Source organism: Kitasatospora sp. NPDC056184, assembly GCF_042268405.1.
GTDB lineage: Bacteria > Actinomycetota > Actinomycetes > Streptomycetales > Streptomycetaceae > Kitasatospora.
Genome location: NZ_JBHJUI010000016.1, coordinates 2081 through 17819, shown reverse-complemented (window position 1 = coordinate 17819; position 15739 = coordinate 2081). Strand labels below are relative to the sequence as shown.

14 protein-coding genes are annotated in these 15739 nt (G+C 73.1%); 4 read left to right on the top strand and 10 right to left on the bottom strand.

The genetic code is table 11. The features are described 5' to 3' along the window. Positions 1-30: 30 nt before the first annotated feature. Genes ACFC0B_RS27715 through ACFC0B_RS27695 form a run of 5 tightly spaced genes read right to left on the bottom strand, consistent with a single transcriptional unit; the run spans position 31 to position 4563 of the window. Positions 31-843 carry an amino acid ABC transporter ATP-binding protein gene (locus ACFC0B_RS27715; RefSeq protein WP_376091354.1) on the bottom strand — a complete coding sequence of 271 codons (813 nt, stop codon included), beginning with the start codon at positions 841-843 and terminating at the stop codon, positions 31-33. Continuing rightward, the gene (locus ACFC0B_RS27710) at positions 840-1859 is read right to left on the bottom strand and encodes an amino acid ABC transporter permease (protein ID WP_376091351.1); all 1020 of its coding nucleotides are present in this window, start codon (positions 1857-1859) and stop codon (positions 840-842) included. The genes ACFC0B_RS27715 and ACFC0B_RS27710 overlap by 4 nt, the downstream gene beginning before the upstream one ends. A 34-nt stretch (positions 1860-1893) precedes the next feature. After that, positions 1894-2844: an ABC transporter substrate-binding protein gene (locus ACFC0B_RS27705; RefSeq protein ID WP_376091348.1), complete on the bottom strand. Its 951-nt coding sequence runs from the start codon at positions 2842-2844 to the stop codon at positions 1894-1896. Between the two features lie 40 nt (positions 2845-2884). After that, positions 2885-3382 carry a GNAT family N-acetyltransferase gene (locus tag ACFC0B_RS27700; protein WP_376091345.1) on the bottom strand — a complete coding sequence of 166 codons (498 nt, stop codon included), beginning with the start codon at positions 3380-3382 and terminating at the stop codon, positions 2885-2887. Then, positions 3379-4563, bottom strand: coding sequence for an LLM class flavin-dependent oxidoreductase (locus ACFC0B_RS27695; protein ID WP_376091342.1), 1185 nt, complete (start codon positions 4561-4563; stop codon positions 3379-3381). Before ACFC0B_RS27695 ends, ACFC0B_RS27700 begins: the two co-directional genes overlap by 4 nt. Before the next feature lie 655 nt (positions 4564-5218). Between ACFC0B_RS27695 and ACFC0B_RS27690 the strand changes: the two genes are divergently transcribed. Together ACFC0B_RS27690 and ACFC0B_RS27685 are read left to right on the top strand one after the other, a co-directional pair. Further along, positions 5219-6235, top strand: a complete 1017-nt coding sequence (locus ACFC0B_RS27690) for an amino acid ABC transporter permease (RefSeq protein WP_376091339.1) — start codon at positions 5219-5221, stop codon at positions 6233-6235. After that, entirely contained in the window at positions 6232-8166 is a 1935-nt protein-coding gene (locus ACFC0B_RS27685) for an FAD/NAD(P)-binding protein (protein WP_376091336.1), read from the top strand. Before ACFC0B_RS27690 ends, ACFC0B_RS27685 begins: the two co-directional genes overlap by 4 nt. A gap of 30 nt (positions 8167-8196) precedes the next feature. On the opposite strand, the gene ACFC0B_RS27680 is transcribed toward ACFC0B_RS27685, so the two are convergent. After that, a complete protein-coding gene (locus ACFC0B_RS27680; protein ID WP_376091333.1) occupies positions 8197-10017 on the bottom strand; it encodes a protein kinase in 1821 nt (606 codons plus the stop codon). Between the two features lie 166 nt (positions 10018-10183). On the opposite strand from ACFC0B_RS27680, the gene ACFC0B_RS27675 reads away from it, so the two are divergent. Beyond that, entirely contained in the window at positions 10184-12469 is a 2286-nt protein-coding gene (locus ACFC0B_RS27675; RefSeq protein WP_376091330.1) for an FdhF/YdeP family oxidoreductase, read from the top strand. Beyond that, positions 12462-13103, top strand: a complete 642-nt coding sequence (locus tag ACFC0B_RS27670) for a CatB-related O-acetyltransferase (RefSeq protein ID WP_376091327.1) — start codon at positions 12462-12464, stop codon at positions 13101-13103. Before ACFC0B_RS27675 ends, ACFC0B_RS27670 begins: the two co-directional genes overlap by 8 nt. 36 nt (positions 13104-13139) lie before the next feature. Here the strand turns inward: ACFC0B_RS27670 and ACFC0B_RS27665 are convergent, their stop codons facing one another. The 4 genes from ACFC0B_RS27665 to ACFC0B_RS27650 all read right to left on the bottom strand — a co-directional run bounded on the left by ACFC0B_RS27665 (position 13140) and on the right by ACFC0B_RS27650 (position 15584). Further along, on the bottom strand, positions 13140-13580 hold the full coding sequence (locus tag ACFC0B_RS27665) for a hypothetical protein (RefSeq protein WP_376091324.1): 441 nt from the start codon (positions 13578-13580) through the stop codon (positions 13140-13142). Positions 13581-13754: 174 nt separating this feature from the next. After that, on the bottom strand, positions 13755-14588 hold the full coding sequence (locus ACFC0B_RS27660; RefSeq protein ID WP_376091321.1) for a helix-turn-helix domain-containing protein: 834 nt from the start codon (positions 14586-14588) through the stop codon (positions 13755-13757). After that, positions 14585-14749 (bottom strand): hypothetical protein, encoded by a 165-nt coding sequence (locus tag ACFC0B_RS27655; RefSeq protein WP_376091318.1) that lies wholly within the window; start codon positions 14747-14749, stop codon positions 14585-14587. The genes ACFC0B_RS27660 and ACFC0B_RS27655 overlap by 4 nt, the downstream gene beginning before the upstream one ends. 313 nt (positions 14750-15062) lie before the next feature. Further along, positions 15063-15584: a DUF6879 family protein gene (locus tag ACFC0B_RS27650; RefSeq protein ID WP_376091315.1), complete on the bottom strand. Its 522-nt coding sequence runs from the start codon at positions 15582-15584 to the stop codon at positions 15063-15065. Positions 15585-15739 lie beyond the last annotated feature (155 nt).

Here is a 15739-nt window from a genome sequence, read left to right as displayed (position 1 = left end):
CTCCTGCCGGTGAGAGGGGGGTTCGGTGGGTCAGAGGACCTTGGCCAGGAAGGCCTTGGTCCGTTCGTGCTGCGGCTCGTCGAGCACCGCCCGCGGCGGGCCCTGCTCGACCACGACGCCGCCGTCCATGAAGACCACGGTGTCGGCGACCTCGCGGGCGAAGCCGATCTCATGGGTGACCACGATCATCGTGGTGCCGGTCCGGGCGAGGTCCTTGATGACGTCCAGCACCTCGCCGACCAGCTCCGGGTCGAGCGCCGAGGTCGGCTCGTCGAACAGCAGCACCTTCGGTTCCAGCGCCAGCGCCCGGGCGATCGCCACCCGCTGCTGCTGGCCGCCGGAGAGCTGGCGGGGGTAGGCGTCCGCCTTCTCGGCCAGGCCCACCCGTTCGAGCAGCTCCAGCGCGCGGGCCCGGGCCTCGGCCTTCGGCCGGCGCAGGGCGCTGACCGGCGCCTCGGTGAGGTTCTCCAGCACGGTCAGGTGCGGGAAGAGGTTGAAGTTCTGGAAGACGAAGCCGATGCCGGTCCGCTGCCGCAGGACCTCGCGCTCCTTGAGCTCGTGCAGCTTGTCCCCGGAGCGGCGGTAGCCGATCAGCTCGCCGTCGATCGCGACGAAGCCGCGGTCCACCTTCTCCAGGTGGTTGATCGAGCGCAGCAGGGTGGACTTGCCGGAGCCGGACGGCCCGAGCACCACGGTCACCGAGCCGGTCGGCACGTCGAGGTCGACGCCGCGCAGCACCGCGTTCACCCCGAAGCTCTTCCACAGGCCGCGCACCTGCACCATGGGCCGCGCCGCGGGCAGCCCGGTCCCCTCGGCGGCGGTGTCCTCGACGAGGGTGGTCATGAGCGTCCTCCGATGGCGGTGGCGGTGCGGGCGCGCAGGCCCCGGACGAGCGCCCGGGCCCGCTGGAGCGGGGTGGGCGGCGGGGTGCGGTCGGCACCGCGGGCGAAGTAGCGCTCGACGTAGTACTGGCCGATCGACAGCACGGTGGTGAGCAGCACGTACCAGACGGTGGCGACCATCAGCATCGGCACCACCCGGCCGGTGCGGCCGTACACCACCTGCACCTGGTAGAAGAGCTCGCCGATGGCCATCACGTAGACCACCGAGGTGCCCTTGAACAGCGAGATCACCTCGTTGGCGGCGGCCGGCAGGATGCCCCGCATGGCCTGCGGCAGGACGATCCGCCAGGCCTGCCGCCAGCGCGGCACGCCGAGCGCGGCGGCGGCCTCGCGCTGGCCGGGGTCGACGGCGATCACGCCGCCGCGGATGATCTCGGCGGCGAAGGCGGCCTGGTGCAGCCCGAGGCCGAGCACCGCCGCGCCGAGCGCGCCCAGCACGCCGACCGTCTCGAAGTCCCCGAAGGTCGGGCCGAACGGGATGCCGAAGCCGAACCGCTTGTAGAGGTAGGAGAGGTTGAACCAGAAGACCAGCTGGACGATCAGCGGGATCGAGCGGAACACCCAGACGTAGGCCCAGGCGACGGACTGCAGGATCGCGCTGCGGGAGAGCCGCAGCGCGGCCACCACGGCGCCCAGCAGGAAGCCCAGCAGGGTTCCGTAGAAGGTGAGTTCGACGGTGCGGCCGACCGCCCGCAGGATGGTGTCGGCGGTGAAGAAGAGCCGGAAGGTCGCCCAGTCCCAGCCGGGGTTGGTGGCCAGGCCGTGGGCGAACTGGGCCAGCACGACGAGGGTGGCGAGGCCGGCCGCCCAGCGCCAGGGGTGCCGGGCCCGGACGGTGCGCAGCCCGGCCAGCTCGGCGAGGTCGAGCGGGGCGCGCGGACCGGCGCCGGCGGCCTCGGCGGCTCCGGTTCTGCCGCCGGGTTTCGCGAAGGGTTCGGTGGTGGTGGCGGTACTCATGGGGGACTCCTCCCAAGGGGCCCTGGACAGGGGGTCACGTGTGCTCGGGCGGGCTGATCAGGGATTCCTTGACGGCCGAGTCCGTCACCCCCCACTTCTTGAGGATCCGCTGGTACGTCCCCTCCTTGATCAGCTCGTTGACGGCCGCCTGGAACGCGGGGGCGAGCGGGGAGCCCTTCTTGAACGCGAAGCCGACGTCGAGGCGGTGGAACTCGCCGAGGAAGCGCGTGCCCGCGGCCTCCTGGGCGGCCTGGTAGCGCAGGCCGTTGATGGTGGACATGACGAGGTCCACCCGGCCCTGCTGGAGGCTGGTCAGCGTGGCGCCGTTGTCGCTGAACGCCTTGACCTCGTAGGGCTTCTTGCCGGCGTCGGTGCAGACGTTCTTCTTCGCGTTGAGCGTGGTCTCGAAGGTGGTGCCGGCGCCGGTGCCGATGGTCAGGCCGCAGAGCTGGAGCAGGTCGGTGACCGGCTGGATCGCGGTGTTGTCCTTCTTGACCGCGAAGCCCTGGCCGTCGTCGATGTAGGTGACGAAGTCGATCGTCTTCAGCCGGGCCTCGGTGACCCCGAAGTTGCCGGTGCCGACGTCGTACTTGCCGCTGCCGAGCGCGGGCAGGATGGTCTCGAACGCCGCCTCCTCGCGCTGCACGGTCAGGCCGAGCACCTTGGCCACCGCGTCGGCGAAGTCGATGTCCAGGCCGGCCGCCTTCTTGGTGGCCTGGTCGGCGTAGAACGCGGAGGGCGGGGTGCCGATCGAGGAGCCGAACTTGACCGTGCCGGCGGCCCGGACGTCGGCCGGCAGCAGCGCGGCGGCGGTGTCCGACTTCTTCAGGCCGGAGACGAGGTCCTCGGCGGCGGCGGAGGCGGCCTGCTGCCCGGGGCCCGCCGCGGCCGCCGGCTTCGGGTCCGAGCCGCACGCGGCCAGCGCCAGGACCGGCAGCAGGGCGGTGGCCGCGAGCAGGCGGCGGCGGACGGTGGTGGTTCTCACGGGGGTGCCTTTCGGGACTTCGGTCGTGGAGCGGAGGTGCTCAGGGCAGGTGCTTCTCGAACGGCAGCGGGCCGATCGTCAGCGGATCGGCGGCGACGTCGAACAGCGCGGTGTAGCCGTTGGCCAGGTAGAGCCCGCGGGCCTCGGGCTGGCGCGGGCCGGTGGTGAGGAAGATCCGGCGGTAGCCGGCCGCGGCGGCGGCCCGCTCCAGTTCGGCCAGCACCCGGGTGGCCAGGCCCCGGCGGCGGTGCGCCGAGTGCGTCCACATCCGCTTCACCTCGGCCGTCCGCGCGTCGTAGCGCTTGTACGCGCCGCCGGCCACCGGCTCGCCGTCCTCCAGCAGGAGCAGCAGGACGCCGCCGTGCGGCTCGGCCCAGCTGTCCGCCGGGTAGCGGGTCATCTCCTCGATCGCCTCGGGGCCGTAGCGGCGGACGTACTCCTCGGTGAGCTCGCGCACCAGCGGCTCGGCGAGCGGGTCGTCGATGCGCACCCGGCGGACCTCGACGCCGAGGCCCGGTGCGCCGGGCGGGGCCGTCACGCCTGGGCCGCGATCAGCTGGTGCCGGTCGCGCTCGGCCTGCTCGGTCCGGGCGGCCTCGGCGGCCGCCTTCACGGCGTCCCGCTTGGCGACCTCCTCGCGGACGATCGGGATCACGTACCGGCCGAAGTCGATGGCGTCGTCCACCAGGTGGTAACCGCGCGCGGAGAGGATGTCCACGCCCAGGTCGTAGTAGTCGAGCAGCGCCTGGGCGACCGTCTCCGGGGTGCCGACCAGCGCGTTGGAGTTGCCCGCCCCGCCGGTGGCGGCGGCGGTCGGCGTCCACAGCGCCCGGTCGTAGCGCTCGCCCGCCTCGGCGATCTCCAGCAGCCGCTGCGAGCCGGCGTTCTCGGGTGCCACGATCTCGGGGGACGCGGCGCCGGCCTTGCGGCCCCCGCGGATCAGCTCGCCGCCCTCCCGGCGGGCCCGGATCGCGGCCACCGTCCGGTGCGCCTTCTCCCAGGCCAGCTCCTCGGTGGGGGCGATGATCGGCCGGAACGCCACCTGGATCCGCGGCGCGTCGTCGCGCCCGGCGGCGCGCGCCGCCTCCTTCACCCGCTCGATCTGCTCGGCGGTGCGGGCCAGCGGCTCGCCCCACAGGCCGTAGACGTCCGCCTCGGCGCCGCCGACCGCGTACGCCGCCGCCGAGGAGCCGCCGAAGGAGACGCCCGGGCGCGGCTGCTGCACCGGGAAGACGTCGGCGACGAAGTCGTTGAAGCGGTAGTGCGCGCCCTCGTGGTCGAAGGGCTCCCGGCTGGTCCAGGCCTTCTTGACGATCCCGATGTACTCCCGGGTCCGCTCGTACCGCTCGTCCTTGGTGAGGAAGTCGCCCTCGCGCTGCTGCTCGTGGTCGTTGCCGCCGGTGATGAAGTGGACGGTGAGCCGGCCCTCGCTGATCCGGTCCAGGGTGGCGAAGGTCTTGGCGGCGAAGGTCGGGTACGAGACGTTCGGGCGGTGGGCGAGCAGGATCTGCAGCGTGTCGAGGCGGGAGGCGAGGAACGCGGCGGCGGGCGCCGGGTCGGGGGCGCCGGAACCGTAGGCGAACAGCACCCGGTCCCAGCCGTTGTCCTCGTGGGCGCGGGCCAGCCGCAGGGTGTAGTCGCGGTCGAACGCGGCGGTGGTGCGCGCGGCGGTCTCGGTGCCGTCGGCGGTGGCGGCGATGCCGAGGAATTCGACGGGCATGGTGGCGGAACCTTTCGGGTCGTGCGCAGTCCGGTGGGCTGCGGGTGGGCAGGCCGGAGAAAGCCCTGGCGGTACGGCGGGCAGGGCCGTGGTGCGGTGGAGACGGTGGCGGGCACGTGACGGCCCGCGGGCGGACGGGAAATGCCGGAGCGCAACGCGGTGAGGAGGAGGGGGCGGCGGCAGCGCGCTGTTGACGGACCGTCAGGAGCTGACGGCCCTCCCGGCCCGGGACGGGGCACCGAGGGAGGTCCCTGCGAGGGAGGACGGGGCCGGGCGGACGGCCCGCTGCCGGGTCAGCCGCGACACGCCGCGGACCACACCCGACCGAAGTCGATGTGGTCGCGGGTGACCAGGGGCTGCTCGGCGTACATGACCTCAAGTTGAGCAGCGAACCGCGCACGGCGTCAACCATCCCCCGTTGCCACCGTGTTGCGATCTCCTGTCGCCCCGCGACACGTTCCGCGCCCCGCCCCGGACCGGACTCCCCACCCTTGACACCGGCCGATCGCTCACGCGTACGATCGCGGCCGGAGTGCAGTGCACCGCCGGCCGTGTTGAGGGACGCGGGCCGGCCGCAACGGCCGTACGTGACCACGCCGTACCCGCCCCGTGCGCCCGCGCGCGCAACTCCGCCCCTCCCGCCTGGAGCCTCCCCATGGCCACCCCGCCGGACGTCCTGCCCGCCTCCGCCCGCCTCCTCACCAAGTCCGCCGCCCCCTCGCCGACGACCGCCCCCGGCCCCGGCGCCGCGGCCGCCACCGCCCGGATCGTCCCCCGCCGCCGCCCCGGCCAGTGGGCCGCCGCCGTCGCCGCCCTGCTGCTCTTCGCGATGGTGGTGAACTCGCTGGCCCGCAACAAGGCGTTCCAGTGGGACGTGGTCGCGGACTGGTTCACCGCCGCCTCCGTCATGAACGGCCTCACCCTGACCCTGTGGCTGACCGCCGTCACCCTCGGCCTGGGCTTCCTGCTCGGCACCGTCCTCGCCACCATGCGGCTGTCCGCCAACCCGGTGCTGCGCACCCTGAGCTGGGTCTACATCTGGATCTTCCGCTCCACCCCGGCGCTGGTGCAGCTGCTGCTGTTCTTCAACATCGGCGCCCTCTACCCGACGCTCGGCCTCGGCATCCCGTTCGGCCCGGAGTTCCTCACCGTCCGCACCGTCAACCTGTTCGGCCCGACCCTCACCGCCGTGGTCGGCCTGACCCTGCTGGAGGCCGCGTACGCCGCCGAGGTGGTGCGCGGCGGCATCCTCTCCGTCGACCGCGGCCAGTTGGAGGCCGCCTCCGCGCTCGGCATCGGCCGGTGGCGGGTGCTGCGCCGGATCGTCGTCCCGCAGGCGATGCGCTCGATCGTGCCGACCGCCGGGAACATGCTGATCAGCGCGCTCAAGGGGACCAGCATCATCAGCGTGCTGGCCGTCTCCGACCTGCTCTACTCGGTCCAGCTGGTCTACCTGCAGTCCTACCAGGTCATCCCGATGCTGATGGTCGCCACCATCTGGTACATCGTGATCACCACCGTGCTGTCGATCGGGCAGTACTACGTCGAACGGCACTACGCGAAGGGCGCCACCCGCGAGGGCCTGCCGCCCACCCCGCTGCAGAAGGCCCGCGAACGGTACCGGCGGCTGCGCGCCGCCGCCGACGCCCCGGCCGAGGGGGCGGCCCGATGAGCGCCGTCCTGGTCGTCGTCGGCGCCGGGCCGCGCGGCACCGGCGTGCTGGAGCGGATCGCCGCCAACGCGCCCGAACTGCTGCCCGCCGACCGGCCGCTGCACATCCACCTGGTCGACCCGCACCCGCCCGGCGGCGGCCGGATCTGGCGCCACGAGCAGTCCCCGCTGCTGCGGATGAACTCGATGGCCGAGGACGTCACGATGTTCACCGACGAGCGCTCGACCATCGACGGGCCGGTCCGCCCCGGCCCCTCGCTCGCCGAGTGGGCCGCGGACCCCCGGGCCTTCGCCCCGTACCGGGAGATCGCCGACCCGGACGTCCGGGCCGAGCTGCGCACCCTCGCGCCCACCGACTTCCCCACCCGGCGGGCCCAGAGCGCCTACCTGGACTGGGTGTTCCGGCGCGCCGTCGCCGACCTGCCGCCGCACGTCACGGTCACCGTCCACCGGGACACCGCGCACCGGGTCGAGGGCCCGCCGGACGGACCGCAGCAGGTCCACCTCACCGACCGGGTGCTCACCGCCGACCACGTCGTGCTCACCCTCGGCCACCTCGACTCCGCCCCCGACCCCCGGTACGCCGCCGACACCGCCTTCGCCGGCCGGCACGGCCGCCTCCACCTGCCGCCCGCCTACTCCGCCGACGCGGCCGACGAACTCGACCGGATAGCCCCCGGCGAGCACACCGTGCTGCGCGGCTTCGGGCTCGCCTTCGTCGACCTGGTCTCCCTGCTCACCGAGGGCCGCGGCGGCCGCTTCGAGCCGGACGGCGCGGGCGGCCTGCGCTACCTCCCGTCCGGCCGCGAGCCCGTCCTCCACGTCGGCTCCCGGCGCGGCGTCCCCTACCACTCCAAGACCGACTACCGCCTCCAGGGCCCGCGCGCACCGCTCCCCCGCTACTTCGACGCCGCCGCCGTCGACGCCCTGCTCGACCGGCCGGGCCCGCTCGAACTGCGGCGCGACGCCTGGCCGCTGATGGCCAAGGACATCGGCTTCGGCCACTACCACGAACTGTTCCACGCCCACCCCGGGCGCACCGCCCTGCCCTGGACGGAGTTCCTGGCCGGCTACGACGCCCACCCCTGGGCGTCCCCGGAGCTGAACGCCCTGGTCGCCCGGGCCGTCCCCGACCCGGCCGACCGGCTCGACCTGGAACGCCTCGACTTCCCGCTCGCCGGCCTCGAACTCGGCTCCGCCGAGGAGCTCCAGCAGCACCTGCGCCGCTACATCACCGAGGACGCCGACCGCCGCGCCGACCCCGCCCACAGCGCCGACCTCGGCGCCTTCCTCGCCCTGCTCTCGCTCTTCGCCCAGCTGCCCCGGCTGCTCGGCTCCGGCCGGCTCACCGCCCGCTCGGTCGCCGAGGAGATCGACGAGTGGTTCTTCGGCTACTTCAGCTACCTGGCCTCCGGCCCGCCCGGCTTCCGGCTGCGCCAGCTGCTCGCGCTCTCCGAGGCCGGGGTGGTCCGCTTCCTCGGCGCGGGCATCCGGGTCGACCGGGACGAGGCCACCGGCACCTGGCGGGCCTCCGGCGCCACCGTGCCCGGCCACACCGTCACCGCCACCGCGCTGGTCGAGGCGTACCTGCCCAAGCACGCGCTGGCCCGCACCCGCGACCCGCTGCTGGCCGAGCTGCACCGCACCGGGCGGATCGCCGAGGAGGTCGTCACCGACGCCGGGTACACCCACCGGTCGGGCCTGCTCACCATCCGCCCCGCGGACAGCCGCCTCCTCGACCCGTCCGTCGACCCCGCCCTCGACGGCGGCGCGCACCCGCGCCGCACCGCGCTCGGCCCGCACACCAGCCTGCGCGCGGCCGCCGCCTTCTCCCGCCCGCGCACCGACTCCCCCGGCTTCCGCCAGAACGACGCCGCCGCCCGGACCCTGCTGTGCGCCCTCGCCCGCGCGGACTCGGCGGTGCCGGCCTGAGCCCTTGCGGATCGCGCGTTCAGGACCCCGTCACGGCCCGTAGATCTCCTCGACCAGGTCCTCGGCCGTGACGTGGTCCGGCGCGGAGAGGATCCAGGTGCCGACCTCCTTGATCCCGGTCCCGCGCTCCAGCGCGGTCAGGCAGGCGTTGGCCTCCTGCTCCGAGCCGAAGTCCCAGGCCAGCAGGCGGCGGATCAGGACCAGCGCCTCCGCCGGGTGCATCCGCGGCCGCCTGCCGGAGCGCGCCCGCCCGGCCGGGGCCGCGGCCAGCCGGTGCTGGTAGCCGGCGAGGTCCTGCCAGGCCTGGACGGTCGCCGGGTGGTGCTCCCCGAGCGCCCGGGCGAGGTCCGGCAGCAGGGTGCGCAGCTGGAGCACCGCGCCCTCCAGGTCGCCCCGGTTGGCCGTGTACACCGCCAGGTCGTGCCGCGCCTTGAGCACCCGCGGGTCGTGGCCGCCCCAGGCGGCGTGCAGGTCCGGCAGCAGCTGGACGAGCCGGCGCAGCGCGCTGACCGTCTCGCCGCTCTCGCCGATGCACCACACCAGGTGGTACCGGGCGGCGAGGGTGTCCGGGTCGGCCTGGCCGAGGGCGAGCCGCATGTCCTCGGACACCGTGGAGAGCAGCCGGATCGCTCCGTCGAGGTCGCCGGCCCGGCTCAGGAACCAGGTGAAGTCGCGCCAGGCGTTGAGCGTCTCCCGGTCGGTGGCGCCGAGCGCGGCCACCGCCTCCTGGGCCACCGCCTGGAGCTGGATGGCGGACTCGCCGGGCGTCGACGCCCGGAAGGCGGCGTCCCGGCGCGCGCGCAGGGCGGCCCGGACGGCCTCCGGCGGCGAGGGCTGCGGGGGTGGCGGGGCCGTCACCGGTGGACTGGTGAGCGGCGGCAGCACCGGCCCGACCGGCCCGGCGAGCGCGGCGGGTGCGACCGGTCCGACCGGTCCGAGCGGTCCTACGGGTGCGACCGGTACGACCGGTCCGACGGGTGGCGGCGCCGACGGCATCGGCGGCACGGCGGGCCCGGCCGTCCGCCGCTCCTCCAGCTCCGCCAGCCGCCGCTCCACCGCCCGGGCGTCCGCCGGGCGCTCGTCCGGGTCCTTCGCCAGCAGCTCCGCGACCAGCCCCGCCAGCTCCGCCGGCAGCCCGAACGGCGCCGGATCCAGCGCCGGCGGCGGCTCGTTCAGATGCTGGTACATCAGCACCGGCGTCGAGTCCCCGCCGAACGGGCGTGCCCCGGTGCAGAGTTCGACCAGCACGCAGCCGAACGCGTAGAGGTCCGCCCGGCCGTCCACCCGGCCCCCGGTCCAGCGCTCCGGCGCCATGTACGCCGGGCTGCCGATGACCGTCCCGGTGGTGGTCAGCCCGCCCGCCCCGATGTCGAGCTGCGCGATGCCGAAGTCCAGCACCTTCGCCACACCGGCCTCGGTGACCATGATGTTCTCGGGCTTGATGTCCCGGTGCACCATCCCCGCGTCGTGCGCGGCGGCCAGCGCGGAGCAGATCTGCCGCCCCCACCGCAGGCTCTGCTCCGGGTCCGCCGGGCCGTCCCGGAGCACCGCGGTCAGGGTGCGGCCGACGAGCAGCTCCATCACCAGGTACGTCACCCGCCGGCCGCCCAGCTCGCCCTCGCCGAGGTCGTGCACGGTGACGATGTGCGGGTGCGAGAGGTTCCCGGCCGCGCAGGCCTCCCGGACGAACCGCAGCGCCGCCTTCTGCTGGTCCTCGCCGTGGTGGTTGATGACCTTGACCGCCACCGGCCGCCGCATCCGGGTGTCGAAGGCCCTCCACACCACGCCGAATCCGCCCTGGCCCAGTCGCTCGACCAGCTGGTACCGCCCGTCGAGCACGTCGCCGACCATCACCCGCCCACCCCCGGCCCCATCGAAGCACCAGCACTCTATCCGCGCCCCGCCCCGGCCGCCCTCCCCTCTTTTCCGCCCCTGCCGCCCGCGGCCCCCCGGGTGCGAGGATGAGACCAGGCACCGCGACGAGGCGGCGGCCCCCGCACAGCCGAGGAGCGCAGTCATGGCCAAGCAGGCCCCGCAGAGCGATCCGGCGCAGGACGCCCCCCGGGTGTCCGCGCCCCAGCACGCGGCCGCCGGGCTGCCCGCCGTCGGCCACAGCCTGCGGATGGCCACCGAGCAGATGGGCGCCCGCCGCACCCTGAGCACCCTGCTCAAGGTCAACCAGCCCGACGGCTTCGACTGCCCCGGCTGCGCCTGGCCGGAGCCCGGGAAGACGCACACCGCCGAATTCTGCGAGAACGGCGCCAAGGCCGTCGCCGAGGAGGCCACCGAGCGCCGGATCCGCGCCGAGTTCTTCGCCGCCCACCCGGTCGCCGAGCTGGCCGAGCGCTCCGGCTACTGGCTCGGCCAGCAGGGCCGGCTCACCCAGCCGATGTTCCTCGACGAGGGCGCCACCCACTACACCCCCGTCTCCTGGGACGACGCCTTCGCGCTGATCGCCGAGGAGCTGCGCGCCCTGGACACCCCGGACGGCGCCGCGTTCTACACCTCGGGCCGGACCAGCAACGAGGCCGCGTTCGCCTACCAGCTGTTCGCCCGCCGGCTCGGCACCAACAACCTGCCGGACTGCTCCAACATGTGCCACGAGTCCTCCGGCTCGGCGCTCACCGAGACGCTCGGCGTCGGCAAGGGCAGCGTCAGCCTCAAGGACCTCTACCAGGCCGATCTGATCATCGTCGCGGGCCAGAACCCGGGCACCAACCACCCCCGGATGCTCTCCGCCCTGGAGCGGGCCAAGCGGGCCGGCGCGACCGTCGTCAGCGTCAACCCGCTGCCCGAGGCCGGACTGGAGCGCTTCAAGAACCCGCAGCAGGCGCGCGGCCTGGTCGGCCACGGCACCAAGCTGACCGACCTCTTCCTGCAGATCCGGCTCGGCGGCGACCTCGCCCTGTTCCGCGCCCTCAACCAGCTGCTGCTGGAGGAGGACGCCGTCGACCACGCCTTCGTCGACGAGCACTGCCACGGCTTCGAGGAGTTCGCCGCCGAGGCCGCGTCGACCTCCCGCGAGGAGGTGCTCGCCGCCACCGGGCTGCCGTGGTCGCAGATCGAGGAGCTGGCCCGGCTCACCGTCGCCTCCGAGAAGGTCATCGTCTGCTGGGCGATGGGCCTCACCCAGCACAAGCACGCCGTGCCGACCATCCGCGAGGTCGTGAACTTCCTGCTGCTGCGCGGCAACGTGGGCCGCCCGGGCGCGGGCGTCTGCCCGGTGCGCGGGCACAGCAACGTCCAGGGCGACCGGACGATGGGCATCTTCGAACGCCCCTCCACCGCCTTCCTGGACGCCCTCGGCCGGGAGTTCTCCTTCGAACCGCCGCGCGAGCACGGCCTGGACTCCGTCGACACCATCCGCGCGATGCGCGACGGCCGGATCGGCGTGTTCTTCGCGATGGGCGGCAACTTCGTCGCCGCCACCCCGGACACCGAGGTCACCGAGGCCGCGATGCGCCGCTGCCGGCTCACCGTGCACGTCTCCACCAAGCTCAACCGCTCGCACGTGATCACCGGCGCCCGCGCCCTGATCCTCCCCACCCTCGGCCGCACCGACCGGGACGTCACCGCGCGCGGCGCCCAGTTCGTCACCGTCGAGGACTCGATGGGACAGGTCCACTCCTCGCGCGGAGGCCTGCGCCCGCCGGCCCCGGGCCTGCTCTCCGAGACCGCCATCGTCTGCCGCCTCGCCCGCGCCGTCCTCGGCCCGCAGGACACCGTGCCGTGGGAGGACTTCGCCGCCGACTACGACACCCTGCGCGACCGGATCGCCCGGGTCGTCCCCGGCTTCGAGGACTTCAACGACAAGGTCCGCCGCCCCGGCGGCTTCACCCTCCCGCACGGCCCGCGCGACACCCGCACCTTCCCCACCGCCACCGGCAAGGCCAACTTCACGGTCAACCCGCTCACGGCGCCGGAGGTCCCGGAGGGCCGGCTGCTGCTCCAGACGCTGCGCTCGCACGACCAGTACAACACCACCATCTACGGCCTGGACGACCGCTACCGGGGCATCCAGGGCGGGCGGCGGGTCGTCCTCGTCAACCCGGCCGACGCCGCGGCCCTCTCGTTGTCCGACGGCCAGTACGTCGACCTGGTCAGCGAGTGGAAGGACGGCGTGGAGCGCCGCGCTCCGCATTTCCGCGTCGTCCACTACCCGGTCGCGCGGGGCGGAGCCGCCGCGTACTACCCCGAGACCAACGTGCTGGTCCCCCTGGACTCCACCGCCGACATCAGCAACACGCCGACGTCCAAGGCCGTCGTCATCCGCTTCGAGCCCGACAGCGGCGCCGATGCCTGACCCGACGCCCGACCCGGGGGTCCTCCACCCGATGCCGGAGCAGCCCCGCGTGGTGCTGCTCCGGCCGCTGGTGACGTCCCCGCTCATCGAGGTCGGGGAGTTCACGTACTACGACGACCCGGACGACCCCACCGCGTTCGAGACCCGCAACGTGCTGTACCACTACGGCCCGGAGCGCCTGGTCATCGGCCGGTACTGCGCCCTGGGCACCGGCGTGCGGTTCATCATGAACGGCGCCAACCACCGTACGGACGGCCCGTCGACCTTCCCGTTCCCCATCATGGGCGGCGCCTGGGCCGCCCACTTCGACCTGCTCACCGACCTCCCGAACCGGGGCGACACGGTGGTGGGCCACGACGTCTGGCTCGGCAACGGCGTCACGGTGATGCCGGGCGTCCACATCGGCCACGGCGCCGTCGTCGCCACCGGCTCCGTGGTCACCGCCGACATCCCTCCCTACGCCATCGCCGGCGGCAACCCGGCCCGCGTGATCCGCCACCGGTACAGCGAGGAGGACGTCACCCGCCTCCTGGCCGCCGCCTGGTGGGACTGGCCCACGGAGCACATCACCGCCCACGTCCGCACGATCATGTCCGGCACCGTCGAGGAGCTGGCGGCCGCCGCCCCGGAGTAGGAAGTCGGCCTCATCGACTTCCTACTCCGGTATCCGTCACCGCCGCCCGAGCGGGCAGGGCGGGGGCGTCTCCGAGGTGGGGTTGTGGGTGCGGGGGCAGGAGACGGCGGCGACCGAGCGGAGCTGCTGGGCCGGGGTCCAGTACGTCCACACCACGTCGTGGGGGTAGGCGGCGAGGAACTCGCGGGCGTAGTCGAGCCGGAGTGCTGCGGGAAGGTCGGTCTCCAGTGCGGGTGCGTCGGCGAGCTGCTTTCCGAGCCAGTCCACCGCGCCCGCCGGGTCATCGGTGGTGAGGCTGATCCGGTCGGCCGACTTGGCGAGCCAGTGCATGACCTCCAGGGGCGGGACCGGACTGTTCCAGACGGGCCGCCTGCCGTTCTGCGCTTCGGGCGGCCGCCGTTCGACGTCCTCGGGCCGCTTGCCGCCCACCCAGGCGTAGCAGTGCCAGTGAAGTGCGGGCCTGTGCCAGTGATCCATGCGCGCCTACCCTTGATGGATGGGTCGACCCCGCTTCAGGCGGGGTCGACCCGTGCCGGGCGTGTCAGACCGCCGTGTCGAACCGCGCCGGATCGATGCCCGCCGCCGCCAACTCGACAGGAGCCACGGCGGCTCGCGTCGAGCGGCACCCACCGTAGGGGCCGAGGGCGGTCGCTACGAGGCACTTTCCTGTTCCCTCAAGAAGTCGTCCCGGATGCCCTCGACCAGGTGACGCATGTCGTCATCGAAGAGGGCTCCGGCCGCAAATCCGTCGAACTTCCGAACATAGATCTCGACGTCCCGCGGATCGGTGACCGCCACTTCGGCATGGACGGTCTCGACCGTGACCATACGATCGTCCCGGATGACGAAGGAGTGGGCCGACACGTCGAACTGCGGTGCGTCGAGCGGCACGACCCGGATGTCCACGTTCGACATCCGGGATGCGGAAACGATGCGGTCCAACTGCCCGGCCATCATCGCCGCCGGCACCAATCGCCATCTGAGGACGGGCTCGGTGATCACGAATCGCACGCTCTTGGCAGCGTCGTAGAGCGTCGACTGCCTGGCCAGCCTCGCCGCGATCGCCCGTGACAACTGGTCCTCGCCGAGGCCCTTCCGCCCGAACACCGCCCGCACGTATTCGGGTGTCTGCAGCAACCCGGGAACGATGGAGGGCTGGAACACACGAAGCACCCTGCTCGCGTCGTCCAGCGCTTTGATCTGCTGCTGCTTCCGATGGTGCCCGAGGCGTCGGACCAGGCGCCATGCCGTCGCTTCCGTGGCCTGCGCACGAGCGGCGGCCATGTACTCGGCTTTGACCTCGTCCGACACTCCTATGGCGGTGAGGATGCGCTCGACGTCCACGACGGTGGGCGCCACCTTGCCGGTCTCGATCTTGCTGAGCTTGCTCGGAGACATGACGGCGCCACGGGCGACGGCCTTGGCCTCCCTTCCGGAAGCCTGCCGAAGTGCCCGCAGCGCCGTGCCGAGCTGTGTTCTGTTCACGCGCCGTACTGGGCCCACCATTCCGCGAACGGCACGGAGTGCGCCATCGCGGTGTCCCGGTACGCCCTGAACTCGTCGAGCCGCGAGGCGTCGGGGAAATCCGCGCCGAGGTACTTGCCGTCGCCGTCGTCGCATGAACCTACAAGCCGCGTCAGCTTCATAGCCGTCTCCTTGATGGCTTGGTGTCACGACAATGCTCCCGAGACCCCACGCCGACCCACAAGTGGTTGCGGTTTCCAACACTGGAAACCGCCTTGTCTCGAACAAGCGCTCCCACTCCCCGGCAACTCCACTCACCTGAGTGACCACGGCCGCCAGCGGCAATCACGGCGAGGCACCAGATCTCGCACAGGAAGTCGCCCAAGCCGACTTCCTGTGCGGTGGCGCTGATGGTGTGGCAGCACATGCGTGCGAGCTTCGCCCACGACCCCGCCGAGCAAGGGTGCCGTCAAGTCCCGACGCATGCATCACGAGTCAGGTCGGCTTGTAGTCCCCGTGCTCTGTGGCCCGCTCCCACACGGACTCGAAAGCGGAGCTGACCAGCTCCAGGACGGCGGATTCCGTCCGCCACTCCCTGTCCACGACTTCTCCGGCCCCGGAGAAGTACGTGAACAGCACGGCCGAACCGTCGAACATCCACAGGTCCGTTCCCGGCAACGCGATGTCGGCAGCCCGCCGCCGGGGCAACCAGCGGACCAGTTCACCTGCGGCGATGTTGGCGAATGTGAGGTCGTGCTCGTACCGGATGTAGTCCGTCACCGGCTCCGAGACGATCCTGGCCCGCCGCACGACCACACCGCGGCCCGTTGTCTCGGCCACCAGGTCGGCCCAGGAGCCCCACCAGTCGGGCAGCTTGGCCGGGTCATTGTCGTATCGGTAGCCGGCTCGCCAACGGGCGAACTCCGGATCGTCCGGTGTGTAGCTGTCACGCATCTCCAGATGCACGGCGGAGCATCGCGCCTTGGCCAAGCCCTCACGAACGGGAAACCCCACCATCTCCCCTTTCAGGTCGCGGGATGTACTCCGCCTCACTATTTGCCTTACCGGGCGGGGGGCCCCCCCGACCGGTGGGGGGGGGGCCCCCCCGGAAGGCGGGGGGGCCGAGAGTTAGGGCCCAAAAAAACCCCAAAACCAACCCCCCCACCCCCCAC